Annotated in this window: 24 protein-coding genes; 16 read left to right on the top strand and 8 right to left on the bottom strand. The window is 42.7% G+C overall.

Annotated features, from left to right (window positions below; translation table 11 throughout):
- Positions 1 to 83 precede the first annotated feature (83 nt).
- Positions 84 to 665, top strand: a complete 582-nt coding sequence (locus Q0R52_RS21080; RefSeq protein WP_295798131.1) for a winged helix-turn-helix domain-containing protein — start codon at positions 84 to 86, stop codon at positions 663 to 665.
- A 26-nt stretch (positions 666 to 691) separates the two neighbouring features.
- On the opposite strand, the gene Q0R52_RS21075 is transcribed toward Q0R52_RS21080, so the two are convergent.
- The 3 genes from Q0R52_RS21075 to Q0R52_RS21065 form a co-directional block, all read right to left on the bottom strand.
- Positions 692 to 1,012, bottom strand: coding sequence for a YbjQ family protein (locus Q0R52_RS21075; RefSeq protein WP_295798128.1), 321 nt, complete (start codon positions 1,010 to 1,012; stop codon positions 692 to 694).
- 46 nt (positions 1,013 to 1,058) lie between these two features.
- On the bottom strand, positions 1,059 to 2,780 hold the full coding sequence (locus Q0R52_RS21070) for a GMC family oxidoreductase (protein ID WP_295798126.1): 1,722 nt from the start codon (positions 2,778 to 2,780) through the stop codon (positions 1,059 to 1,061).
- 196 nt (positions 2,781 to 2,976) lie between these two features.
- Entirely contained in the window at positions 2,977 to 3,840 is an 864-nt protein-coding gene (locus Q0R52_RS21065; RefSeq protein ID WP_295798123.1) for a sugar phosphate isomerase/epimerase, read from the bottom strand.
- A gap of 79 nt (positions 3,841 to 3,919) precedes the next feature.
- Here Q0R52_RS21065 and Q0R52_RS21060 point away from each other — a divergent pair, with 79 nt between their 5' ends.
- A complete protein-coding gene (locus Q0R52_RS21060; RefSeq protein ID WP_295798120.1) occupies positions 3,920 to 4,747 on the top strand; it encodes an MOSC N-terminal beta barrel domain-containing protein in 828 nt (275 codons plus the stop codon).
- A 131-nt stretch (positions 4,748 to 4,878) separates the two neighbouring features.
- Positions 4,879 to 5,316, top strand: coding sequence for an Rrf2 family transcriptional regulator (locus Q0R52_RS21055; protein WP_295798118.1), 438 nt, complete (start codon positions 4,879 to 4,881; stop codon positions 5,314 to 5,316).
- A gap of 54 nt (positions 5,317 to 5,370) precedes the next feature.
- Here the strand turns inward: Q0R52_RS21055 and Q0R52_RS21050 are convergent, their stop codons facing one another.
- Positions 5,371 to 8,145 carry a TonB-dependent receptor gene (locus Q0R52_RS21050; RefSeq protein ID WP_295798114.1) on the bottom strand — a complete coding sequence of 925 codons (2,775 nt, stop codon included), beginning with the start codon at positions 8,143 to 8,145 and terminating at the stop codon, positions 5,371 to 5,373.
- A 476-nt stretch (positions 8,146 to 8,621) separates the two neighbouring features.
- Between Q0R52_RS21050 and Q0R52_RS21045 the strand changes: the two genes are divergently transcribed.
- The 6 genes from Q0R52_RS21045 to Q0R52_RS21020 all read left to right on the top strand — a co-directional run bounded on the left by Q0R52_RS21045 (position 8,622) and on the right by Q0R52_RS21020 (position 16,106).
- On the top strand, positions 8,622 to 10,715 hold the full coding sequence (locus tag Q0R52_RS21045) for a nitrite reductase (RefSeq protein ID WP_295798111.1): 2,094 nt from the start codon (positions 8,622 to 8,624) through the stop codon (positions 10,713 to 10,715).
- A complete protein-coding gene (gene cobA / locus Q0R52_RS21040) occupies positions 10,712 to 11,503 on the top strand; it encodes a uroporphyrinogen-III C-methyltransferase (RefSeq protein WP_295798108.1) in 792 nt (263 codons plus the stop codon). The genes Q0R52_RS21045 and cobA overlap by 4 nt, the downstream gene beginning before the upstream one ends.
- Positions 11,481 to 12,986 (top strand): TSUP family transporter, encoded by a 1,506-nt coding sequence (locus Q0R52_RS21035; RefSeq protein WP_295798105.1) that lies wholly within the window; start codon positions 11,481 to 11,483, stop codon positions 12,984 to 12,986. The genes cobA and Q0R52_RS21035 overlap by 23 nt, the downstream gene beginning before the upstream one ends.
- Before the next feature lies 1 nt (position 12,987).
- Entirely contained in the window at positions 12,988 to 13,692 is a 705-nt protein-coding gene (locus tag Q0R52_RS21030) for a phosphoadenylyl-sulfate reductase (protein ID WP_295798103.1), read from the top strand.
- A gap of 154 nt (positions 13,693 to 13,846) precedes the next feature.
- Complete coding sequence (gene cysD / locus Q0R52_RS21025) at positions 13,847 to 14,740, top strand: sulfate adenylyltransferase subunit CysD (protein ID WP_295798099.1); 894 nt, start codon at positions 13,847 to 13,849, stop codon at positions 14,738 to 14,740.
- Positions 14,741 to 14,855: 115 nt separating this feature from the next.
- Positions 14,856 to 16,106 carry a GTP-binding protein gene (locus tag Q0R52_RS21020; RefSeq protein ID WP_252790439.1) on the top strand — a complete coding sequence of 417 codons (1,251 nt, stop codon included), beginning with the start codon at positions 14,856 to 14,858 and terminating at the stop codon, positions 16,104 to 16,106.
- Positions 16,107 to 16,171: 65 nt separating this feature from the next.
- Here Q0R52_RS21020 and msrA read toward each other — a convergent pair whose 3' ends face one another.
- Complete coding sequence (msrA, locus tag Q0R52_RS21015; RefSeq protein ID WP_295798095.1) at positions 16,172 to 16,825, bottom strand: peptide-methionine (S)-S-oxide reductase MsrA; 654 nt, start codon at positions 16,823 to 16,825, stop codon at positions 16,172 to 16,174.
- A 160-nt stretch (positions 16,826 to 16,985) separates the two neighbouring features.
- Positions 16,986 to 17,237 (bottom strand): DUF3820 family protein, encoded by a 252-nt coding sequence (locus Q0R52_RS21010; protein WP_295798092.1) that lies wholly within the window; start codon positions 17,235 to 17,237, stop codon positions 16,986 to 16,988.
- A 150-nt stretch (positions 17,238 to 17,387) separates the two neighbouring features.
- Here Q0R52_RS21010 and Q0R52_RS21005 point away from each other — a divergent pair, with 150 nt between their 5' ends.
- Entirely contained in the window at positions 17,388 to 17,615 is a 228-nt protein-coding gene (locus Q0R52_RS21005; protein ID WP_295798090.1) for a hypothetical protein, read from the top strand.
- Positions 17,616 to 17,631: 16 nt separating this feature from the next.
- Entirely contained in the window at positions 17,632 to 18,588 is a 957-nt protein-coding gene (locus tag Q0R52_RS21000; RefSeq protein ID WP_295798088.1) for an aldo/keto reductase, read from the top strand.
- A 138-nt stretch (positions 18,589 to 18,726) separates the two neighbouring features.
- On the opposite strand, the gene Q0R52_RS20995 is transcribed toward Q0R52_RS21000, so the two are convergent.
- Together Q0R52_RS20995 and Q0R52_RS20990 are read right to left on the bottom strand one after the other, a co-directional pair.
- The gene (locus Q0R52_RS20995; RefSeq protein ID WP_295798085.1) at positions 18,727 to 19,503 is read right to left on the bottom strand and encodes a hypothetical protein; all 777 of its coding nucleotides are present in this window, start codon (positions 19,501 to 19,503) and stop codon (positions 18,727 to 18,729) included.
- A gap of 418 nt (positions 19,504 to 19,921) precedes the next feature.
- Complete coding sequence (locus Q0R52_RS20990; protein ID WP_295798082.1) at positions 19,922 to 20,443, bottom strand: hypothetical protein; 522 nt, start codon at positions 20,441 to 20,443, stop codon at positions 19,922 to 19,924.
- 367 nt (positions 20,444 to 20,810) lie between these two features.
- On the opposite strand from Q0R52_RS20990, the gene Q0R52_RS20985 reads away from it, so the two are divergent.
- From Q0R52_RS20985 to Q0R52_RS20965, 5 genes are all read left to right on the top strand, one after another.
- A complete protein-coding gene (locus Q0R52_RS20985; RefSeq protein ID WP_295798079.1) occupies positions 20,811 to 21,761 on the top strand; it encodes a glycosyltransferase family 2 protein in 951 nt (316 codons plus the stop codon).
- A 117-nt stretch (positions 21,762 to 21,878) separates the two neighbouring features.
- Positions 21,879 to 22,847, top strand: coding sequence for a glycosyltransferase (locus tag Q0R52_RS20980; protein ID WP_295798074.1), 969 nt, complete (start codon positions 21,879 to 21,881; stop codon positions 22,845 to 22,847).
- An 8-nt stretch (positions 22,848 to 22,855) separates the two neighbouring features.
- Positions 22,856 to 23,632 (top strand): glycerophosphoryl diester phosphodiesterase membrane domain-containing protein, encoded by a 777-nt coding sequence (locus Q0R52_RS20975; RefSeq protein ID WP_295798072.1) that lies wholly within the window; start codon positions 22,856 to 22,858, stop codon positions 23,630 to 23,632.
- Positions 23,633 to 23,635: 3 nt separating this feature from the next.
- Positions 23,636 to 25,138 carry a GH3 auxin-responsive promoter family protein gene (locus Q0R52_RS20970; protein ID WP_295798069.1) on the top strand — a complete coding sequence of 501 codons (1,503 nt, stop codon included), beginning with the start codon at positions 23,636 to 23,638 and terminating at the stop codon, positions 25,136 to 25,138.
- Entirely contained in the window at positions 25,135 to 26,325 is a 1,191-nt protein-coding gene (locus Q0R52_RS20965) for a 1-deoxy-D-xylulose-5-phosphate reductoisomerase (RefSeq protein WP_295798863.1), read from the top strand. The genes Q0R52_RS20970 and Q0R52_RS20965 overlap by 4 nt, the downstream gene beginning before the upstream one ends.
- Positions 26,326 to 26,330: the final 5 nt, after the last annotated feature.

Below are 26,330 nucleotides of genomic sequence, written 5' to 3'. Positions count from 1 at the left end.
AAACATGCCTATAGAAAAGCTTCATAAAATGTTCAGGTTTTCTGTGGGATAAAAGTCGACCTTGTTTTTACTATTTTTGGGAGATGATTGAACAGCCATTTCTAATAAACGACCAGTACCTGGTAAACCCGCTGCTTGGCTTTGTAAAGCAAGGTAACCAGCCAAAAGAGTCGAGGCTTGAGCCGAGGCTGATGCATTTGCTTTGTGTACTGGCCGAGCATAACGGCCAATTGGTAACCCGTGAATTACTTACAAAAGAGGTATGGGATAATTATGGCAATGCCGATGAAGGGCTTACCCAGGCAATTTCGTACCTGCGCAAGATTTTTAATGATAACGATAAAACGTTGATTGAAACCGTTCCTAAAAAGGGTTATGTCCTAAATGCGGTAATTCAAACTACCGTGCATCACGAACGAAAGCAAACGGTCATTCCCAAGGCCAAAATTCAACAGGTATACTTAATTACTGCCATTTTGATAGTAATCCTCGTCGTATCCGGCTACTTTATCTTTAAACCCGCCAAAAATAACAGGCAACCGGCGGACGTAATTGAAAATACCCGCCAAAACAATCCCGGTGATGGCAAAACTCCATCCACCAATCCTGATAAAATACCGGATACAGCCAAAAATCCAAACGCATCGCCTGATGTTAAGAAATGACTGGCCGTAACCGGTTAATAAATTATCTATATTTTCTCTACCACCACAGCTGTTCCGTAGGCCAAAACCTCGGTAACACCCTGCATTACCTCGTTGGCATCGTAACGCATATTGATAACGGCATTTGCTCCATGTTGCTGGGCATGTTGCATCATTAACTGGTAGGCTTCCTCGCGGGCAGTTTCACATAATTCTGTATAGATGGAGTTTTTGCCGCCTGCCAGCGTTTGTAACCCTCCTAAAATATTACCGCCAAGGCCTCGTGAGCGAACCGTGATACCTCTTATAACTCCCAAATGCTGGGTTATTTTGTAACCTTCTAAACTTGTGCTTGTTGTAACTAACATGATTTTTAAGTTTTGTTTATTTGATTGAAATAAAGTGAATTTGTTTCTAAAGATTGCCCTTTTTTATTTCATTAACAGCGTAGTTAGCCGCACGTGCAGTTATAGCCATAAAAGTAAGCGATGGGTTTTGCGTCCCGGTCGATGTCATACAGGCGCCATCGGTAACAAATACATTTGGGCAGCTGTGCAGTTGGTTCCATTTATTTAATAACGAAGTTTTCGGGTCGTGGCCCATGCGTACACCGCCGACCTCGTGTATATCGAGGCCCGGCGCTTGCTTAATGTCGTTGGGGCTGATGTTTTTGCAGCCTGCTTTTTCAAGCATTTCCGCGCCCTGTTGTAAAAAATCACGCATCGATTTTTCGTCGTTATCGTCATAATCAACCGATACGGTGAGCAAGGGTATCCCCCATTCGTCTTTTTGCTCTTTGCTCAAATAAACACGATTTGTTTCCTTCGGGATGGTTTCGCCCTGCATCATCATATAAACACCCCAGTCACCGGCCTCCGATATCCCATCTTTATATTCTGCCCCTATTTGGTTGCCAGGCGTATAATGTCCCCATCCGCCCCGGGTTGCCGAATAAAACACCATATAGCCGCGTAGAAAATCAGTTTCCTGTTTGTGCACATTCCTGAAGTTCGGCATCATAACAGCAGTTGGTCTGCGGCCGTAATAATAGGTATCCTCATAACCCTCCATCCGGGCCGATAACGAGCCCCGGTAATTTTGGAACGCGATGTATTTGCCCAGCAAGCCATTATCATTACCCAACCCGTTAGGAAAACGTGACGAGGTTGAGTTAAGCAATATCAGGTTGGTGTTTAGCGCAGCAGCATTTACAAAAATAATTTTAGCATAATATTCTGTCGCCTGTTTAGTATGGGCATCAATCACCCGCACACCTGTAGCTTTTTGCTTTTTATCATCATAAATGATGGAATGCACAACCGAGTCGGGTAAAATGGTGAGATTGCCGGTTTTGGCCGCTGTTGGCAAAGTTGACGAATTTGAGCTGAAATACCCGCCAAACGGGCATCCCCGTTGGCAAAGATTACGGGACTGGCACTGCCCGCGGCCCTGCGCCAAATGTACTTCTTTAGGTTTCGTTAGATGAGCACAACGGCCTATAATAACATTCCGGTCTTTATAGTTGGCCATTATGCGTTGCTGCATAACTTTCTCCACGGTGTTCATCTCCCAGGGTGGTAAAAATTCACCGTCGGGCAGGGTTTCCAATCCGTCATGATTACCACTGATACCTGCAAAGCTTTCTACATAGCTGTACCAAGGCGCCATATCATCATACCTTATCGGCCAGTCGACCGCAAAACCATCACGGGCCGGCCCTTCAAAGTCAAATTTGCTCCAGCGCTGGGTTTGCCGGGCCCATAAAAGCGATTTACCGCCAACCTGGTAACCCCGTATCCAATCAAAAGGTTTCTGCTGAATGTATGGATGGTCTTTATCTTTCACAAAAAAGTGTTCGGTGCTTTCGTCAAACGCATAGCAGCGGTTAACTACCGGATTTTCTTCTTTTAACTTTATTGGCAATTCGCCATGATGTTTAAAGTCCCATGGATTTTTCGTAGCTGTGGGATAATCCTTTAAATGCACCACATTTTTCCCCCGTTCCAAAACCAGCGTTTTTAAACCGCCTTCACAAAGTTCTTTAGCCGCCCATCCCCCACTAATGCCCGATCCGATAACTATGGCATCGTATGTATGATCTTTATTGGCGGTGTAGTTAAAATCGGGTGATGACATAATCTCAGGGAACTAATTGGTTAGCTAAAATAACAAAATAGTTTTGGGAGTTTCTCATTCAAAACGAGCGTAAACTCAAATTGCTGCTAAAAGTACCTTCACTGTTGTTTTTAATAATGCGACAAAAACTCTGGGCAAAAAAAATAGGGGCAATTTACATTGCCCCTATTTTAAATTATTATAAATAATTCCCTTATTACTTCAATCCGCTTAAATAAACAAGACTTGCCGGAACCTGAGTTGCCACGTTATCGCTTTCGTCTTCAAGATAGTAATGCACTATCCCCGTTGTTTTTGCCATTTTTATTACGGCCGGGATGTTAATTTGACCGGTTCCCAAAGTAACGCTATTTTCCGGCGCTGTAGTTCCGGATAAATTGCCTTCCACACCTTTTTTAAGGTCTTTTAAATGCATCAACTTAAAGCGACTGGCGTACTTATCAAGTATTTCGACAGGGTCTTGTCCTGGAAAAAATGTCCATAAGATATCCATCTCGAAGTTTACATACTCCGGGTCGGTTTGCTCAACCAGGAAATCGAACAAAGTACCGTTTCTGAAAGGCTCGAACTCAAAGCCATGATTATGGTAAACCAGGGCAAGGCTGTATTTATCTTTTAATATTTTTCCAACCTTGTTAAAATTATCAATACCTTTTTGAGCCTCTTCCTCGGTGAATGCTGCTTTATGCGGTATACCAGCCACCCGAACAAAACTTGCACCCAGTGTTTTAGCGTTTTGAGCTACTTCATCTGTTTTGTTAACAAGGTCTTCATAACTTACTCCGAATGAAGAGCATTTGATGCCTCGCGCGTCGATCAGCGCTTTAAGCTCCGCGGCAGTTTTTCCAAACAGGCTCGAAAATTCGATATCTGTAAATCCGTTTGCCTTGATCATGTCAAGTGCTGCTGCAGGATCTTTTTCGAAAACCTTGCGATACGTGTAAGAAACAACACCGGGCTTTTCTGGTGTTGACGTTTGTGCAAAGCCGCTTTGCACAGCCAGGAAACAAACGAAGGCTGCTGCGGTAAATTTGATGTGTTTTATAAAATTAGTTGTCATATGATATTTAAATAGGCCATAAACATACTAAATAACCTATTATGATGGATTTTAAAATCGCATTTTTATAAATTTGACAATGCTGCAAATAAGCGAATTGTATATCTACCCTATAAAATCACTATCGGGCATAGCGATAAAAAGCGCAAAAATAACCGACAGGGGTTTTGAAAACGACCGACGTTGGCTGCTGGTTGATTCCGAAAATCGCTTTTTAACACAACGCGAACATCCGCAAATGGCGTTGTTGCAGCAAGCTATAGAAAACAATGTGCTAAAGGTAATCCACAAAGTAAACAAGCAATCGTTTTCTATTTCTATCAACAACCCGTCAACAGGTAGCAAAGTATCTGTTACCATTTGGGACGATATCTGCGAAGCCGAATTTGTAAGTGATGAAGCCGACCGTTGGTTCTCGGCAATGCTTGGGTTGAATTGCCGGCTTGTTTATATGCCCGACGACACTCAGAGAATTGTTGATCAACGTTACGCCCCTGAAAATTCAGTTACATCGTTTTCTGATGCCTACCCGTTTTTAATTATCGGGCAGGCTTCCCTGGACGATTTGAATAACCGGCTTGCGGAGACTTTGCCAATGAACCGCTTCCGTCCTAATATAGTTTTCACCGGCGGCGAGCCGTATGACGAAGACCTTTACGGCCATTTTACAATTGGCGACATTAATTTTTACGGCGTAAAACTATGCGCCCGCTGTGTTTTAACAACTATTGACCAGGAGACGGCGAAGAAAGGAAAAGAGCCACTGAAGAAGCTTGCATCCTATCGCTTTAAAAACAACAAGATATTATTTGGACAAAATTTGATACACAATGGTTTCGGTCAAATTTCCATTGGTCACGAACTAATTGTTTTAACTAAACACAATGAAGAGCGCTTTGTGGTGTAGGTAATCTGCAAGCTGCTATTATGCATACATCGAAATAAACATTACCTTTACTTTAAGTAAATCTATTGTAAAAGCCTGTTTTGACTTAACACAAATTCTTTTACTTATCTTTGTATGCGCTATTTTTAAATATGCTATCGAAAAAAACAAAGTATGCAATTAAGGCCCTGGTAGTGCTGGGGAAAAATGCAGATAAACCGCCAATGCAAATTTCAAAAATTGCTGAGGAAGAACGGATTCCCAAAAAGTTTCTTGAACAAATATTGCTCGACCTGCGTAACGCGGGGTTCCTCTACAGCAAAAAAGGTGCAGGCGGCGGCTACAGCTTAAATAAAGACCCGAAAGATATTTACCTGGTGCAAATAATGCGCATCACCGATGGCCCCATTGCTATGGTACCCTGTGCCAGCCTTAACTTTTACCATAAATGCGACGAGTGCCACCAGGAAACCACCTGCGGCATACGCGATGTGTTTATTGAGGTAAGAGATGCTACAGTAAAAATATTATCAGAAACCAGTATAGCTGATGTTATCAGCCGCGAGAGCTCGCTCCTGCTGAATGTCTAAAAACAAAGAAACCGCTTCAAACATGGAGCGGTTTCTTTGTTGACCAGGAAATTCCTAAAAATTAAATCCAATTCTTGCAAATACCCTGCGGCCATTTTGCCCCATTTGTACGGCATCAAAAGGTCCGCCGGTTTCGTTATTGTAAGCGTAGCCTTTAGCAGCTATTACAGCTCCCAATACAGGGTGTATGTTGAATAAATTATCACTACCAATTGAAACGTGGGCCGATTTACTTAGTTTATAGGTAAAATAAAGGTCGCTTACTACTTTGCCGCTGTAAGTATATTGATCAGGCACTGTAGTATTGGCATCAGCATCTAACGGAACTACCGGGTGAATGCCGTCGAAGTTCTCGCCATAACCAAGCAACACGATCTTACCAAAATAAGTAAAACGTGTACCTGCGGTAAACTTCTTGTAGCTATACTCAGGGTTTAGCGAAAGCTTTTGCGGTGGTGCCGACGCTAAAATAAACTTCTGTTCGCGGTCACTTAAAAAAGTTTGTTTCAACAAATCGGTACCGCTCAATTTTTCGGGATAATTGATATTGTTGATTTTCATGTGCTGAAAATTACCCGCAAATAGTACCCTGATACGGCTATCTCCTATTTTCTTGTTGTATTCAATAACAACATCCAAACCTGTGTTTGTTGTATTTACCGCATTGGCAAAAAATTGCGCAGCCGAAACATGCAGTGCATCGAGAGCAGCTAAAAACGATGGATCGAGTGTTTGATCACTCGCACTAAACTGGCCTGATAGAACAACCCTGTCTTTTACCTTGATTAAGTAACCATCGGTGGTAATGCTCAGTTCGGGTACTGGTTTAAACGTAAAGCCTATACCTGCATTTGTGGATGTTTCCTGTTTAAGATTTGGAATACCAGCTGCTTTGGTAATAGGGCTGTAATTTGGTGCAATCTTAACTTCAGAAATAACTCCCCCCTGTACGTTAGTATAAGATGAGCTATAATTTATCTGCTGTAACGACGGCGCCCTGAAGCCGGTACCAACCGAACCGCGAATATTAAAATTGTCGGTTATTTTATAGCGGGTGGCAAACTTGGTGCTGTAATTAAAACCAAAATCGCTATAGTGCTCCAACCTGTTTGCATAGTCAACTAACCATTTTTTAGTGATATCAGCTTCCAGGTCTAAATAAATCCCCTCAACCGTGCGGTGAGCGTTTACAGCATCAGAAGGTTGATATCCGGGAAATCCCTGCGAACCGGTAGCCTTGTCTTCATTATAGTTTGAATAAGAATCTGGCTCACCTGCACTTATTTTGTAACGCTCGTACCTGTATTCAGCGCCAGCGCCAATATTTAAACCGGCAAACACATCCTTTAAATGTTTGCTAAAGTTTAAGTTGGTTGTATTTTGTAAAAACTGCGAGCCGCCATCGTCGAAATGGGTTTTATCGGCGCCTTTGGATGCGTTAAAGGTTTTATCGCCAAAAAAATGAAAGGAGTTATTACCAATATTGTTGCTAAGGTCCCAATCCACATCTTTTCCAATGGTTCCTTTTAACCCTAAAGCTACTGATAAATCCGTGTTATGTGTTTGTATGATGGGATTATAGTAGCTATCGCCATCGGGTGTGTTGATAATAATGCCGGGTACTGCAATCATATTTCCGCCTGCATCAGTTGGAAAACGCCCCGGCGAGCCTGAAAAATTCCTGGTGAAGGCATAATCATCCGAGTTTTTGCGGCTATAACCACCAAAGCTGTAAAAGGTTGTGCGGCTTCCGGCTATTGGCAATTCACTATTGTAAAACAAGTCAAAACTATTAGCCGAACCGTCGCCATTTGCACGCCTTACATTATTAAGCGGCAGGGCCTTTGGGTTTGAAAAAGCGGTGTCATGTGTTTGCCTGTAGGTTTTACCATTATTTGCATAATCGGCCGACAGGTTTATAAAGCCATTGTTTTTGCCTATTGCTATGCCATAGTTTGCATCAAACACAACTGCGTTGCCGTCAATTGCGCCGCCGTGCAGATATTGGCCCTTTGCCAGTGCATTACGGCTGTTAAATTCAGGATCGTAATAGCCCGAATATCCACCGTTTATGGTAAACTCGCCTACATTTTTCTTTAATACCAGGTTAATTACCCCCGCAATTGCATCCGAACCATATTGGGCAGATGCGCCATCCCTCAAAATTTCAACCCTTTCAATTGCTGCCGCAGGAATTGAACTCAGGTCGGTTCCTGAATTACCGCGGCCGCGGGTTCCGAATACCGAAACAAATGCCGTTTGATGCCTGCGCTTACCATTTATCAGCACAAGCGTTTGATCGGGGCCTAATCCTCTCAAGGTTCCCAGTTCAACGTGATCGGCCCCATCAGAGCCTGATTGTTTGTTGTAGTTGAATGAGGGGGCGGAGTAGTTAAGGATGTCGGTTATATCAAGCCTGCCTGTGCTAAGCGATGCTTTAGCAATATTCACCACATCAACCGGTACTGCTGTTTCAAGTTTAACACGCCCCGCAGACCGCGTACCTATCAAAACAACTTCGTTAAGCGAATTAACATCTTTTTCCAATTTCACGTCAAGGGAACTATTGTTGCCAACCGTAATTGTTAAAAGCTTGTACCCGGTATATGAAAATACCAGTTGGTCGGTTGCCGCCGCAGCTATAGTAAATTGCCCGGCGGCGTCAGTTGTAGTACCTTGCGAAGTGCCTTTTATCCTGACAGATACGCCAGCGATAGCATCTTTGCTGAGGGCATCGGTCACGGTGCCCTTAACACTTAATTTTTGTGCAATTGCAATTTCCGAAACGAGGAGGAATAATGCAATAATAGTGAGTAAACGTTTTTTCATAAGGGGTAATTTAATAATAAAATAAGTTTTTCTTTTTTTCTAAGATAAGAAGTAATTATATATTTATCATTATTCAAGATGATTTATTGAATATTTTACAAGAAAATAGTTCGTTATCTACGAAAATAAAAATTATAAATAAATATTTTTTACATATAATTAATAAAATATCGACAAACGTCGTAATATTTACATGCCCGGCGGAGCGGCAATGGATTCCTCACAATCGGCAAAACAATGTAATCAAAAGGTAAAATCTGTCTTTTTTCAAATAAACCCGACAAGTTCCGTATAGTATATATATATTTGTCACTATAAAAATGAAAACGAGAATTTACAGTTACTGTTGGGTTATGATAAATTGCCAGATGCATGGCAACTGATAGAGGCTTAACGGGTATTCGTAAATTAAAACATAAGCCTCTTTAGCATTAAGCCGAAGGGGCCTTTTTATAGCACAAACTAACAGCACAATTATGCAAAGTTTTAGGACCGAGTTGGAGAATCCGGTAGTTGAAAAAGACATTATTGATCTTGAAAAAAAGATAAGGGCTTTTCGTGAAGGTAAAATTCACGACGAAAAGTTCCGCAGCCTGCGTTTGGCCAGGGGTATATACGGGCAAAGACAGCCCGGCGTGCAAATGATACGCATTAAGCTACCATTTGGCAAGGTGACCTTTAAACAGTTGTTAAGGATTGCCGACATATCCGACAAATATGCCAGCAGCAACCTGCACTTAACCACCCGCCAGGATATTCAGATACATTATGTAAGCCTCGACCGTACGCCGCAGCTATGGGCCGAACTGGAGCAGGACGATATTACCCTCCGCGAAGCCTGCGGCAATACCGTAAGAAACGTAACCGCCTCTCCTGCTGCCGGCATCGATCCGCTGGAGCCTTTCGATGTATCGCCCTATGCGCATGCAACGTTCGAGTATTTTTTGCGCAACCCGGTTTGCCAGGAAATGGGCCGTAAGTTTAAAATATCATTTTCATCGAGCGATGCCGATACCGCGTTTTCGTACATCCACGATATCGGTGTTATTCCGAAAGTAAATGCTGCCGGAGAACGCGGTTTTAAAGTACTGTTGGGCGGTGGCCTTGGCGCGCAGCCATTACTTGCTAATATTGTTGAAGAGTTTTTACCCGAGGATGAACTTATACCTTATATAGAAGCTATCATCCGCGTTTTTGATCGCCATGGCGAACGCAACAACCGCAACAAAGCCCGTCTTAAATATCTTATTCAAAAAATCGGGTTAACCGAAGTGTTGCTGCTTGCTGATGCAGAGCGCACTGCTTTAAAAGTTAAAAAAAATAAAGTAAACCGTGATGCGTTAAAAGACCCTGCACTACCTGCAGAACAAACATTTGCTGACGTGGCGGTAACCAATCCCTTCCGTTACGAGCAATGGCTTGCAACCAACGTATTTGAGCAAAAGCAAAAAGATTTTTACGGCGTATATATAAAGGTCCCAGTTGGCGATATCCCATCGGATAAAGCCCGCAAACTGGTAGCCGTGTTGCAGCCTTTGGTTGCCGATGAAATAAGGGTAACCCAAAACCAGGGACTACTCTTAAAGTTTGTACGCAAGGAAGCGTTGCCTGCTTTATATAACGGACTAACCGAACTGGATTTATCTGCACCAGGTTTTGATAGCCTTGCAGATGTAACCACCTGCCCTGGTACTGATACCTGCAACCTCGGCATATCAAACAGTATGACACTTTCGCGCGTGCTGGAAGATGTGATTTACAACGAATACGAGGACCTTATTTATAACAAAGAAATAAAAATTAAGATAAGCGGCTGTATGAACTCGTGCGGACAACATGGTTTGGCGCATATCGGTTTTCACGGCAGTTCATTAAAAGCTGGACTTAAAGTACTGCCATCGGTACAGGTGCTGCTTGGTGGCGGCACGGTTGGTGATGGTGTTGGTCGCGCTGCCGAAAAAGTTATTAAGGTACCCGCAAAACGGGCCACACATGTGCTACGTAAGGTGCTTGACGATTACCAGGCAAGGGCAGCTGAAAACGAAACTTTTCACGCCTATTACGACAGGAACGGTAAAGATTATTTTTACCAATTGTTAAAACCCCTTGCCGACCTTACAACGCTGACAGATGACGAATTTGTTGACTGGGGCCACCAGGAAACTTTTGCTACCGCAATAGGTGTTGGCGAATGCGCCGGGGTGATTATTGATTTGGTAGCCACATTGCTTTACGAATCGGAAGAGAAGTTTGGCTGGGCAAACGAAGCTTTTGCCGAAAGCCGCTGGGCCGATGCTATCTACCACGCCTATAACACATTTGTAAGCTCGGCCAAGGCATTGTTGCTTGATAAAAACATCAACACTAGCACCCAATCGGGAGTAATAAAAGAATTTGATAACAATTACGTAAATACCGGCGAGATCAATTTAGATGACAGTTTTAACGATTTGGTTTTACAAATCAACAAAAACGAACCATCAGAAGAATTTGCGACCGCCTACCTGCAGGCTGCCGGCGAGTTTTTAAATACCGTTAAAATAAAAAGAGAGGAATTGGTGCAACAATGATAGCTACATCAACAAACAAAAATATTAAAGAACCGCGTATTACGCTTGTAGGCGCAGGCCCCGGCGATGCCGACCTGATAACGCTTAAAGGCGTAAAAGCATTACAAACAGCCGACGTTGTATTGTACGATGCATTGGTTAATGCCGAATTATTGGAACTTGCTCCCGCACATGCTACAAAAATTTATGTGGGAAAACGCAGCGGCGACCATTCCTATTCGCAGGATGCAGTTAATAAACTGATGATTGATTACGCGATCAATTATGGTCACGTAGTACGCCTGAAAGGCGGCGATCCGTTTGTATTCGGTCGCGGTTTTGAGGAATTGGATTATGCAGCTTCATATAGCATACCGGCGCAGGTTATCCCGGGCATTTCAAGCTCTATTGGCGTTCCGGGTATGCAGCACATACCTGTTACCCATCGCGGTTTAAGCGAAAGCTTTTGGGTAGTAACAGGCACAACTGCAAATCACCAAATATCGCCCGACTTATACCAGGCGGCTAAAACCAATGCTACCGTTGTGGTTTTGATGGGTATTCACAAGCTGGCGGAGATAGCCGAAATATTTAAAAGCGAAGGCAAGAGTAAATTGCCCGTTGCAGTAATACAAAGCGGCTCAACAAAAGAGGAGAAGGTGGCGATAGGCATTGTAGACACGATTGTTGAAATTGTGGAAGAGAAGAAGATTACATCGCCTGCATTAATTATATTTGGTGAGGTAGTATCGCTGCACCCGCAGTTTGCTCCTATAAAAGAATTTTATGACATTATTGCCCAGGAATAGTAAGCTGCCTGTTCAAGACGAAAAAACGGAAGGCAATCCATTGTTTCCCGTTTTTTTAAAGCTGAATGATTTGCATACGGTAGTTATCGGCGGTGGCAATGTTGGTTTGGAAAAACTGACTGCCATACTGAATAACAGCCCGGAGGCGAAGGTGACCGTTATTGCCCTGGCCATTTTGCCCGAAGTGCATTTGCTTGCTGCTGAGTACCAAAAACTAAACATCGTTCAAAAATCGTTTATCGATAGCGATTTGGACAATGCCGACCTGGTTATCGCCGCTACAAATGACAGTGAGTTAAATAATTTCATCAGGCAATCGGCGCACGACAGGAAACTGTTGATAAACGTTGCCGATAAACCCGAGTTGTGCGATTTCTACCTCGGCTCTATTGTTCAAAAAGGTGATTTAAAAATAGCAATATCAACCAATGGCAAATCGCCCACTATTGCCAAACGGCTTAAAGAGGTGTTAAATGAAGGCTTACCTGATGAACTGGATATCACCCTGCAACAAATGAGCGAATTACGCAATTCATTAGGTGGCGATTTTGCCTATAAAGTGCGAAAACTAAACGAAGTTACCTCCGTGTTGGTTGAACCTAAAGTGGTTGAAAAGAAGAATTTGATCTGGTATATCTGGGGCGCTATTATTCTTTCGTTATTGATTGCATTTACTGCCCTTTGGTATAACGAACCGGGTTTCAGGGCCTATGCGCAAACCATCACGCCTGAATTTTACTATTTCCTGGCTGCAGGTTTTGTGTTCGCCATGATTGATGGCGCAATCGGCATGTCGTACGGGGTAACTTCTCAAACATTTTCCCTATCTATGGGAATACCGCCGGCGTCGGCAAGCATGGGCGTGCACCTTTCGGAGATCATGAGCAACGGCATTGCCGGCTGGATGCACTACCGGATGGGCAACATCAATTGGAAGCTGTTCAAAATGCTGGTTATTCCCGGTATCATCGGGGCGGTTACGGGAGCTTACCTGCTGTCATCACTGGAACACTATAGTCAATACACCAAACCGTTTGTATCAGTATATACATTGATATTGGGAACGGTTATTCTTTCAAAAGCGTTTAAACCGGTTGTGAAAAAATCGCACGAAAAAATCAAAAAGATTCCGTTACTGGGCCTTGGTGGTGGTTTTATTGATGCTGTTGGCGGCGGCGGCTGGGGTTCAATTGTGTTGTCAACTTTAATAGCGGGTGGTCGTCATCCGCGGTTTTCGCTTGGTACTGTAAAGCTGTCCCGGTTTTTTATTGCCCTGATGAGCTCGATAACATTTATCACCATGCTGAACAGTAACCACTGGGAAGCGGTAGCAGGATTGGTGATAGGCAGCGCAGTTGCATCGCCCATTGCAGCAAAAATATCAAACCGCATATCGGCCAAAGCCATTATGGTTGCTGTAGGCGTGATAGTAATTTTAATAAGTATAAAAAGTATAGTGGCCTTTATAACTAAGGTGATATAAGATGAGTGCACTGGCAGAACACATAAAACAAGAAACGACCGGCTTAAACCCGGTAGAGGCTTTAACGCAGTTATCGGATATTTTTCATGATGAAATAGTTTTCTCCACCAGTTTTGGCTGGGAAGACCAGGTAATAACGCACATGATATTTGCCAATAACCTGCCTATTAAAGTTTTTACACTCGAAACGGGCAGGCTGTTCCCCGAAACTTATTATGTGTGGAACCGCACCATGGAAATTTACGGTAAGCCTATACACGCTTACTATCCAAAAACCGAACTGGTTGAACAAATGGTGAGCACAAAGGGGCCGAGCAGTTTTTATGAATCGGTTGAGAACCGTAAGGAGTGCTGCGGGATACGCAAAATAGAGCCGCTAAAACGTGCTCTTGCAGGTAACAAATGCTGGATAACAGGCATCCGCGCCGAACAATCGGCAAACCGGCAGTTTATGGAAAACGTGGAATGGGACGAACAAAATAATTTAGTTAAATTTCACCCTATTTACAGCTGGACATTAGAAAAAGTAAAAGAATACATCAAACAATACAATATCCCATATAACACATTGCACGACAGGGGCTTCCCCAGCATTGGCTGCGCACCCTGCACACGGGCAGTACAGCCGGGCGAAGATTTTAGGGCAGGCCGTTGGTGGTGGGAAGATCAAAGTAAAAAAGAATGCGGGTTGCATGAAGTGAAATAATTAGTGAATTAGTGATTTAGTGAATTAGTGATTGTGCCGCTTAACTAAATCAAAAAGTATAAGAAACTAAGACAAGGTATTGAGTTAGATGAGTTTCGATTTGAACTTTCTTCAAATCATCAACTCACTAATTCACTAAATCAATAATTAAAAAATGTTAGACTATCTAGATGAGTTGGAGGCAGAGGCTATTTACATACTGCGTGAGGTAGCCGGCCAGTTTGAAAAACCTGCACTGCTGTTTTCGGGCGGCAAAGACTCGATTACATTGGTACGGCTTGCCGAAAAAGCTTTTAGGCCCGGAAAATTTCCTTTCCCACTGGTACACATCGATACCGGCCACAATTTTGTGGAAACAATTGATTACCGCGACCGGATGATTAACCGCATTGGCGAAAAGCTGATTATTGGTCACGTACAGGATTCAATTGACGAAGGTAAAGTGGTTGAACAAAAAGGCAAAAACGCCAGCAGGAATGCCCTGCAAACGGTTACTCTTTTAGATACCATTGCGAAGCATGGTTTTGATGCCTGTATTGGTGGCGCCCGCAGGGACGAGGAAAAAGCCAGGGCAAAGGAGCGTATATTTTCCGTTCGGGACGAATTTGGTCAATGGGACCCCAAGCGTCAGCGCCCCGAGCTTTGGAATATATTTAACGGTAAGATACACAAAGGCGAAAACGTCAGGGTTTTCCCGATAAGTAACTGGACCGAACTTGACGTGTGGAACTATATCCGCCGCGAAAAAATCGAGTTGCCGTCTATCTATTTTGCACACGAGCGCGATGTAATTACCCGCAATGGGCAGTTGATGGCTGCGTCACCATTTTTAAATATGGATGACGAAGATATCATCGAACGCCGCAACGTGCGCTTCCGCACCGTTGGGGATATGACCTGTACCGCAGCTGTAGAATCATACGCTTTTGAAATTGATGACATCATTGATGAAATAAGCGAATCGAAAATCAGCGAACGCGGCGCGAGAATGGACGACAAGGTGAGCGAAGCGGCTATGGAAGATAGAAAAAAGGGGGGATATTTTTGATTTCGGATTTCGGAATTACGATTTCGGATTTAAAGAGTCCAAATTTCTAATTCCAAATAAATCTGAAATAAAAAATAAATCCGAAATAGAACATCCGAAATCCGAAATATAAAAAATGGATATACTAAAATTTATAACAGCAGGCAGTGTAGACGATGGTAAAAGCACCTTGATCGGGCGTTTACTGTATGACAGCGAATCGATCCTGGCTGACCAGTTGGAAGCGTTACATAGTTCCAACCGTAAAAACGACGATGGCAGCATTGACCTTGCCATATTAACCGACGGCCTTAAAGCTGAGCGCGAGCAGGGCATTACTATCGACGTAGCCTACAAATATTTCCAGACAGATAAGCGCAAATTTATAATTGCCGATACCCCGGGGCATATTCAATACACCCGTAACATGGTTACCGGTGCATCAAACGCCAACCTGGCTATTATTTTGATCGATGCCCGCAAGGGTGTTATCGAGCAAACCATACGCCACTCCTACCTGGTTTCGTTACTGGGCATTCAGCAGGTGGTAGTTTGTATAAACAAAATGGATATGGTTGATTACAGCGAGGCCATTTACGAAACCATTGTGAACGATTACAAAGCACTGGCTTATAAAGTTGGGCTGGAAAACATAAAATACATACCTGTTAGCGCGCTAAAGGGCGATAACATCGTAAACGAGTCTGACAAAATGCATTGGTATGAAGGCAAAAGCCTGCTGCATTTTTTAGAGACTATCGAACTAAAAATTGATGACAGCACCGCACACGCCCGCTTCCCGGTGCAATGGGTAGTGCGCCCGCAGACAGAGGAACTGCACGATTACCGTGGCTATGCAGGCCGTGTATCAAGCGGTTCATTCAAAGTAAACGACAGGGTTACTGTGTTGCCGTCTGGTTTCCACTCAACCATCGAAAAAATAGAACTGCTGGATACAGAACCAACTGAAGCCTTTGCAGGCATGTCGGTTACTATTCATTTAAAAGATGAGATAGATATCAGCCGCGGAGACGTGTTGGTGAACACTGATTATCAGCCGGAATTATCACAACAAATTGAAGCTGATTTATGCTGGATGGATACACGTGTTTTAGATACCTCTCTTACTTACTTTGTACAGCACAACAGCAAAGTTACCCGCTGTAAAATACAGGAAGTGCTGTATAAGGTTAATATCAACACATTGGAGAAAGAGTTTAATGAAGATTTCAAGCTGAATGATATCGGCCGCATCATCATCAAAACTGCCGAACCTTTAGCTTTTGACCCGTATCAGATTAATAAAGCCAACGGCGGCGCTATAATTATCGACAGCCGCACCAATGTTACTGTGGGGGCTTTGATGTTACGTGGGATTAGTGAATAGAGATAAGAGACCGGAGATTAGTTGAAAAACATTTTAACTAATCTCCAATCTCTATCTTCTGATCTTTATTTAGCAAACTCTGGCTTCAACTCAGCCTTCTCAGCTTTTCTGAATTTCATCACTTTTGGCACTGATACACCAGTAATATACGGGTTATCCATATTCAACCTGTAATAACCCTGGTGGTATTTCTCGGCAGCGTAAAACACTTTATAAGGTGCCAGCTGGGTTACAATTGCTTCAGGATAATGCTTCGAAGCATTTATTTTCTTTATAGTTTCCTGCAAAATATTTTTCTCTTCAGGCGTGCGGTAAAACGCTATCGAGCGATAATCAGTGCCTTCATCAGGGCCCTGGCGGTTGAGCTCGGTTGGGTCGTGCGCAAAAAAGAAAGCGTTAGCTAAAGTAGCAAAGCTGATAACTTTAGGATCGTAATATACCTGCACACATTCGGCATGGCCTGTAGTACGCGAGCTAACATCCTCGTAGCTTGGGCGAACCGTTACGCCACCGGCGTAACCGGAAACTACTTTATTAACCCCTTTTAATTCAGACATTGCCTCGCTCATGCTCCAGAAACAGCCGCCGCCAAAAGTGGCTACAGCCTCGCCTGCAGCAGGCTTTGGCAAATTAGCATATTCGTTCCTGCTGCCCGGTTGCCCGTTAACGCAGCCGGCAAATAATAATATGGCAGCTGCATAAAAAATAATTCGTTTCATATTGTTCTCAAATTTTATACTTGAATATACGTTTGCAATGTTGTGGTGGATGGTCATTTGTTTGTAACTAGTTGTAAATGTTAAACGATGGCGGATCGGCGATTCGCATTTTGTCAGGTTAGTCGTAACAACAACCAAACCCTTACAACATTTTCAACATTTACAACCGCTCTATTTTTTTCGCTACCACCCGCTTAACCTTAAAAAGTATATCGGTTAATCCATTAGTTTTTATTTCGTATACAGTCGCAAGCATCATGCCCAATTTACCCGGCGGAAAGCCTTTGCTGTGCATCCATTCCAGGTACGAAACAGGTATATCGCTTACCAACGTGCCTTTATATTTACCAAAGGGCATCTTAGTTTGTACAATCTCCACTAATACGTTCGAGTCCGGCTTTATATTTTCCACACGGTAAATATATACAATAGCTTATTGCAATTTATGGCATCTTTCTATACCCGTGGTATATGTTCGCAGAAAAAGTGTACTATTACCATTATCTGACACACAATTTGTACAGAAAAAAGTTATATCAATTACATTTATATACTAAATTTTATGAAACAGCAATTTGCAGCAACACTTACCGGCTCCGACTTTCCGGTTGAAGGAACAGTACAAAAAATTAATTTCGAAGGATACCCGGATGCATACGAATTTGAATCGATTGATAATAGCTTACACCTAATAATCGCCCGGGATGAAGAGGGAAATTGGGTGCGCCTGGCGGGAACAGAACCTTTTTTGGGTAGTTGGATTGACGAGCTGGCACAGCAGGTTGTTTAAATTATTGTATTAACGTATGGATAAAAGGGAAATAGGAAAATCAGGAATAAAAGTACATCCTTTTGCTTTTGGCGGCAACGTATTCGGGTGGACGATTGATGAAAAAGAATCGTTTAAAATATTAGATGGTTTTGTTGATGCCGGACTCGACTTAATTGACACCGCAGACGTTTATGCTACTTGGGCACACGGCGGCAAAGGCGGCCAATCGGAAACTATAATAGGCAGCTGGCTGAAAAGATCGGGCAAGCGCGATAAAGTAGTGATAGCCACGAAAGTAGGCAAACCGATGGGCGAAGGCAAAACCGGGCTATCACGCAAATACATCACCCAGGCAATTGAGGAATCCTTAAAACGCTTACAAACCGATTATATCGACCTTTATCAATCACACGCAGACGATAAAAACACCCCACTGTTAGAAACACTTGAAACCTTTACTGATCTGATAAAACAGGGCAAGGTTCGTGCAATAGGCGCATCCAACTATGATGGCATACGGTTTAAAGAAGCACTGCAGGTAAGTAAAGACCACAGCCTCGCCGCTTATCAATGCCTGCAGCCCGAATATAATTTATACAACCGCGAATATTACGAAACTGAACTTGAGCCCGTTTGCCGCGAACGAAATATCGGCGTTATAAGCTATTACTCTTTAGCCAGCGGATTTTTAAGCGGCAAGTACCGGTCGGAAAACGACCTGTCGAAAAGCAGCCGCGGGCAGGGTGTTAAAAAGTTTATGAACCCGCGCGGCTTTAAAATATTAGCTGCGCTTGATAAGGTAGCTGTAGAATATGAAGTTACACCGGCAACAATAGCCCTTGCCTGGGTTATGGCCCGGCCGGGAATTACGGCACCGATTGCCAGTGCTACAACCACAAATCAGTTGGATGAATTGACAAAGGCAGTATCGCTAAAATTAAATAGCGATGCTATAGATTTATTAAACAGCGCCAGCACATACTCAATTTAACAAGATTTAACACGATTTAAGGATTAACACGATTTACATGATGGACGGCGCAAAAAAAACTTGCGAAGTTTTAAAACTCCGCAAGTTTTAACGCTCGCTTATCAAATCCTGTAAATCCTTCAAATCTTGCAATCGTGTTTAGTTGCGACCCATTCTGTGCGCCATGCCCATGTTTTGTGCAAAGTGCTCGTTTCCACCTCTGCCGCGGCCGTCGCCATTGTTCTGACTTGGTCGGGCTGAATGCCCCTGTCCGTTGTCGTGTCCACCATTGTTTTGGTTAGGCTGGCCATAACCACCCTGTCCACGGTTCTCATTATTTTGATTACGACCTGGGTATGATGGTTGGCTGTAACCTCCCTGGCCCCTGTTTCCATAATGGTTATCATTGTCGCGGTTTCGTTCCGGTCTGTTGTAGCCACCCCCACGGTTGTCATTACCGCGATTGTAGTAGCCGTTGTTACGATCATAGCTTCCACGTGAATCATTATCGTGACGATAATTCCTAAACTCGGCTACCTGGCGGCCATTAAACCTCGACCTGTAAAAATCGGCGCGGGCAAATGGACGGTGCTCACGCACTTCGTACCTGCGGGAACTTCTCCAATCGTAGTTACGATAAGCGCCTGGTAAATACGCTGCAGAAACCCAGTTGTTGCCATCGTTATAATAATAACAACCGGCATTTACATTGTAGTACGCATCTACCTCGGGTAGGTAGTAGTAGTCGTCGTCGTTGCTATCGTCATAAACCTGAACGGGTTCCTGGTAAACAGGCTGCTCAACAACTACCGGAGCGTGGTAACGGGCATAAACAGGCCTTATGTGTAAACCAAAATTTATTCTTATTTGTGCAGAGGCAGTATTATAAATTAAACCGCTTAATGCTATGGCTGATAATATTGCTAACTTTTTCATGTTGTTTGTTTTTATATTGATTAAACCTCATTTGCTTTCTCGATTCAGCTGCTGCAAATGGTGTTGTTATCGTTTCAAATTTTATACAGTTAGGACGGTAAAAAAAACGAAAGGTTTAAAGCAACTTGGCTAATGTATTACGCCAAAACACATAAACAGAATTAAATTTTAGTAAATAATATAAACAAAGAATTTAATTCTTAAAAAATAGAAACATATACGATCTTACCATATTTAAATATGAAATAACCCTCTGCAAATTTCAGTGTTGGTACATTAATTCTTCGAAACCGGTATCCTATTATCATGAGTTAGATAACCGTGGTCGATGTTAAAAAAGCTTGGCTGGCCAAATAGAGATTACACCGATTTAATAACAATCGGTGTAATCATTCAATAATGGGTGAAATCATAAAAATTACTCAACCAAAGTGTATTGGTAGGCTTTAATACGCTGCATTTTGGCGTTTATGCGTTCAATGCTTTCCTCAATTTTTCTTTTGTCGGTTTTATTTGTAACCGTATCAAAAGCGTTATTGTAAGCCGCTAAGGCTTTTTCCAGTTCTTTGTTCTTCTCAGCCGATAAACCAACCAGCTCGTAAATATCTGCGACATCCACGCCTGGCACAACCAACGCCTTTTCAGCAATAGCTTTCACCAGTTTCTGCATATTTAAAAAAACAGCCAGGTTAAGGTAATGATAATAATTACCGGGGAAACCGGGTTCCAGCTCCATGCAGGTTTTAAAATGGTAACCCGCAGCCTGGTAGTCTTCCAGATCGTAATAATATATTTTCCCAAGCTGGTAATGGGCTTTTGCGTACAAAGGGTCGTTACTTACAATTTCGTTAAATAATTGCAAGGCTTTCGGCGTTCGTCCATAGCTTAATTTATCTACGGCTTGTAAATATTTCTCGTCTATAGTATAATAGGTGTTCATAAAATCTTAAACAGTATAGTGCGGCCATCAATAAAGTAAGCCGTCATAGTAAAATAAAAATTAATAATTGTAGTATTTCGGAAGGTTGATGTAAGCCCGGCCGTTAGAAAGGTGTATTTAAGGCACACGCTTTCTGTTGCGAGCCCATGGGCTGCACAAGGTTTTTACCACAGAAGAGATTAAAGCGTTGCATTGTATTATTTTTTTACAAAGATAGTTACATTCTGTAAAAATTGCAATACAGTCCATTTATCGGTGTAATCATTTTAACAATCGGTGCAATCCCAAAAAGATATACCCAATTTTTTATATTTTTGCGGAACGACAGCAACGGCGTAATACCCCCCGCCTGCTGCATTCCTAATAAATGGATATATCAGTAGTAGTACCACTTTACGACGAAATAGAATCATTGCCCGAGCTTACCTCATGGATAAGCCGTGTAATGGATGAGAACCGGTTTACTTACGAAGTTATACTTGTTGACGATGGCAGCAAAGACGGCTCGTGGGAAATGATACGCAAGCTAAATGCCGGGAACCCTTTTATCAAGGGTATAAAATTCAGGCGCAATTACGGCAAATCGGCGGCATTAAATACCGGCTTTGAAGCAACCAAAGGTAATGTGGTAATTACCATGGATGCCGATCTGCAGGACAGCCCCGACGAAATACCTGAGCTTTACCGCCGCATTACCGAAGAAAAATACGACCTGGTATCTGGCTGGAAAGCCAAACGACACGATCCGCTTAGCAAAACCATCCCAACGAAATTATTTAATGCAGCAACGCGCCGCATGTCGGGCATCGATAACCTGCACGACTTTAACTGCGGGTTGAAAGCTTACCGCAGCGCAGTGGTTAAAAATATAGAGGTATACGGCGAAATGCACCGTTACATACCTGTAATTGCAAAATGGGCCGGCTTCACAAAAATTGGTGAGCAGGTGGTTGAACATCGCCCCCGCAAATACGGTAAAACAAAATTTGGCCTTAACCGCTTTATAAACGGCCTGCTCGATTTGATGTCGATATTTTTTGTGGGCAAATTTGGCAAGCGCCCGATGCACTTTTTTGGCGCCCTGGGCACGATAAGCTTTTTGGCTGGAACTATAATTACCATTTGGATGATTGTTGATAAATTGCGCGCTATTGCCAAAGGGGTACACTACAGGGATGTTACCACCCAGCCCCTGTTCTACATAGCCCTTGTAGCTGTAATATTAGGCTCACAATTGTTTTTAACCGGCTTTGTAGCCGAACTGGTAGCACGCAGCGCCCACGAGCGCAACAAATACCAGGTGGAGGAAGTTATTTGATTTGATAATTTGAAAATGTGTCAGTTTGAAAATGATTGATGACGCCGATGCAAGTTCGAAATTTAGCCAACCAAATAATTTTCAAATCTTCAAATCACAAAATCGTCAAATCGTAAAATGTTTTTCTCCATCATCATACCTTTATACAATCGCCCGCAGGAGATAAAAGAACTGCTGGAAACCCTTGTGCTGCAAACTTACAAGCAGTTTGAGGTTTTGGTGATTGAGGATGGTTCAAAAGATGATGCTGCTGATATAGTAAAAAGCTTTGCAGGCAAACTCGACGTTAAATATTTTGTAAAACAAAACGAAGGCCAGGGCTTTACCCGCAACTACGGCTTTGAACGCGCCAAAGGCGACTACTTTGTTATTTTCGATTCAGACTGCCTGATACCCGAAGATTACCTGGAAATTGTTAACAATTCGCTTAACGAAAACTGGCTTGACGCCTACGGCGGTCCGGATGCTGCGCACCCGTCATTTACACCGGTGCAAAAGGCTATCAGTTACTCCATGACGTCGCCATTTACTACAGGAGGCATCCGGGGCAATAAAAAAGGTATCGGCCAATTTCATCCGCGCAGCTTTAATATGGGCATTTCACGCGGGGTTTGGGAAAAGGCCGACGGTTTTATTATCACCCGTTCGGGCGAGGATATCGAGTATAGTATCCGTATACATTCCATGGGCTTTAAAATAGGATTAATACCCGAGGCTAAGGTCTACCACAAGCGACGCACTAATTTTTTACAGTTTTATAAACAGATACATTTTTTCGGTCGGGCCCGTATAAATGTTTATAAGTTTTTCCCTACAGAGCTAAAGGCTGTTCACTTTTTTCCTGCTATATTTACGTTATCCCTAATGTTTACAGCCGTAGCCAATGTGTTTGGCTGGCCAATAGCGCTGTTGTGTAACTTTATACTTGCGCTTATTATTTTGTTGATATTTTTTCATTCGTTGGTGAAAAATAAGTCGGTAAAAATTGCATTTTTGAGCCTGATAGCATCTTTTATACAATTAACTGCATATGGCTTAGGTTTTATGCAGGATTTTATAAAGCGGGTAATATTTAAGTTGTCCTAATATAATATATGTACCATCCATTTTCTATAACGGAAACAATAGCTACAGCCTGGCGTATTCTCAAAAGGAATTTTACCACGCTGATTGTCTATTCTATAATTTCCCTGTTTGTTTATGAGGTGGTCGACTTTTTTAACAACTTTATTTTTGTCGACGACAACAGAATTAGCCAATTAATTGTGGTGCTGCTACAGATGATAGTACAAGCTTATTTGGCTTTAAGCTTCTACAAATTGATCTTAACGTTGATGGATAGAGAATTTTATGAGTTCTCATTCCGGGATATTTTGCCTTCTTTAAAAATGACACTCAATTTCGTGCTTATTGCCCTGTTGTATGGTGTTTTAATAGCATTGTTTGTGTTCGTGAATTTATTAGTCGAAAGAAGTTTTGGGGCATCGGTGCTTTTTAAACTTTTAGAGTTAATCATCATCTTATACCTGTTATTGCGTTCAATATTTTGTGTATGTTTTATTATTGATGATGATTCAAAGCCTTTTGAATCCTTAAGACAAAGCTTTGAAATAACAAAAGATAACTTCTTCAAAACCCTTGGTATTTTTGCAATTATAATCGCTGTAATGATCCTGGTATTAATTCCGGTAATTGTACTGATTAATATTTTCCATTTGGACCAGGATGGCGAGGGCTATATTTTTAAACTAGCTTTTTATTGCTGGTTCCTGCTCACTTTTCCTTTTGTACAGGTGATCATTATGGTTGCTTACCGCAAACTAGTTTACAGCCACCTGGATGTAGATGACGACATTACCGAAACCGTTTAATTTATGGGAATAAAGGCAGCACTAAGCAAACCTTTTGCCGCTATAGTAAACAGCCGGTTAAATAAACTTCGCAAAAATGCGGTAGCCCTGCAGCAAAAAACTTTTCAACATCTTATTGCCACAGCCCAAAGCACCGCTTTTGGTGCAGATCATGATTTTAGCCAAATCAGCAGCTACGCCGATTTTAAAAAAAACGTACCGATCAGGGATTATGAACAGCTTCGCCCATACATTGATAGGGTAACCAAAGGCGAGGAAAATGTATTGTGGCCCGGCAAACCGGCTTATCTTTCGAAAACATCGGGCACTACATCGGGCGTAAAATATATCCCTATCTCGAAAGAAAGCATGCCCGAGCATATAAAAGCCGCCCGTAATGCGCTGTTATGCTATATTCATGAAACCGGCAATGCCGATTTTGTAGACGGGAAACTAATATTTCTGCAAGGCAGCCCGGTGCTCGACGTGAAGGCCGGCATACCAACCGGCAGGCTTTCGGGCATAGTGGCGCACCACGTACCCGGCTACCTGCAAAAAAACAGGATGCCCAGCTATGATACCAACTGCATAGACGACTGGGAGCAAAAGGTTGATGCCATTGTTGAAGAAACAAAAAATCAGGATATGCGCCTGATATCCGGTATACCACCATGGTGCCAGATGTATTTCGACAGGCTGTCGGCTGTATCAGGCGGTAAAAAAATAAAGGATATTTTCCCAAATTTTAAATTGTTTGTGCACGGCGGCGTTAATTACGAACCTTACCGCGCACGCATGGAGGAAAGCATTGGGTTTAAAATAGACTCGATCGAGACCTACCCTGCCTCCGAGGGATTTATAGCTTTCCAGGATTCGCAAAAAGAAAAAGGGTTGTTGCTGATGGTCGATTCCGGTATATTTTATGAGTTTATCCCGACTGACGAATACTTTAACGAAAACCCAACCCGCATAAGCCTTGCAGACGTTGAACTTGACAGAAACTATGCCCTAATACTCAACACCAGTGCCGGTTTATGGGGCTATAGTTTGGGCGATACGATTAAGTTCGTTTCCAAAAACCCTTACAAAATTGTGGTTACCGGCCGCATTAAACACTACATTTCTGCCTTTGGCGAGCATGTTATAGGCGAAGAAGTGGAGCAGGCATTGCTGAGCGTTGCAAACCAACAAGGTGTTGACGTAATAGAGTTTACCGTGGCGCCCCAGGTGAACCCACCTGAAGGCCAACTACCTTACCACGAATGGTTTATAGAGTTTGGCAAGGCCCCGGCCGATATGGCAGCATTTGCTATTGAAGTTGATAAAGCCTTACAGAAAAAAAATATTTACTATTTCGACCTGATTACCGGTAACATTTTGCGCCCCCTGGTAATCCAAAGCGTAAAAAAAGATACCTTTATAAACTATATGCGCAGCCAGGGGAAACTGGGAGGACAGAATAAAGTGCCGCGACTTTCGAATGACAGGAAGATTGCGGATGAGCTGCGCGATTACATAAATTTATAGGATTGAGTAACAAAAAAAACATAGCGATATTAGGCTCCACGGGCAGTATTGGGACACAGTCTCTCGAGGTTATCGGCAATAACCCTGAACTTTTCCAGGCCTATCTCTTGACGGCCCAAAGCAACGCTGATTTACTTATCGCCCAGGCCTTGCAATTCGACCCGCAGTACGTAGTTATTTGCGATAAAAGTAAATATCAATACATAAAGGATGCACTTGCCAAAACTGATGTTAAGGTACTAGCCGGCGCTGAAGCTATTGTTGAGACTGTTACCCACAAAAAAATAGACATTGTGCTAACAGCCATGGTTGGCTTTGCCGGGCTCGAGCCGACGATAGCAGCCATTAAAGCTGGCAAAGACATCGCGTTAGCAAATAAAGAAACATTGGTGGTTGCCGGCGAATTAATAACCTCCCTCGCAAAGAAGCATAAAGTTAAAATCTTACCCGTCGATTCGGAGCACTCAGCAATTTTTCAATGCCTTGCCGGTGAAGAAAACAACAGGATAGAAAAGATAATACTAACAGCTTCAGGCGGTCCGTTCAGGAATAAATCGTTAGCTTTTTTAGAGAATGTTACCCGCGAGGATGCGCTTAAGCACCCAAACTGGGTTATGGGTGCCAAAATCACTATCGACTCGGCCTCATTAATGAACAAAGGGCTGGAAGTTATAGAGGCTAAATGGCTTTTTGACTTGGAGGCCGAACAGATTGATGTCGTCGTACACCCGCAATCAGTCATTCACTCAATGGTGCAGTTCCAGGATGGCTCCATAAAAGCGCAAATGGGTTTGCCGGATATGAAGTTGCCCATACAATATGCCCTTACCTACCCCGGCCGGGTAAAAAACGATTTCAAACGGTTCGATTTTACCAACTACCCTAACCTTACGTTCGAAAAACCAGACATGGTTACCTTCCGTAATTTAGCTTTGGCGTTCCAGGCATTAAAACAAGGCGGCAATATGCCTTGTATAATTAACGCTGCAAATGAAATTGCAGTGGCCGGTTTTTTAAGCAAAAGTATAGGCTTTTTAGCTATGAGCGGCGTTATTGAACAATGCATGCAACATATTGCATTTATTAAGAGTCCTGTTTTGGACGACTATTTGAATACTGATAAAGAAACACGCATCTTTGCGCAAAATTTAATACATCAAATGCCGTTAAAAGCATTACAATTTTAATATAA

The organism is Mucilaginibacter sp. (assembly GCF_025359345.1).
Lineage (GTDB): Bacteria > Bacteroidota > Bacteroidia > Sphingobacteriales > Sphingobacteriaceae > Mucilaginibacter.
This window is presented reverse-complemented; position numbering and strand designations above follow the sequence as displayed.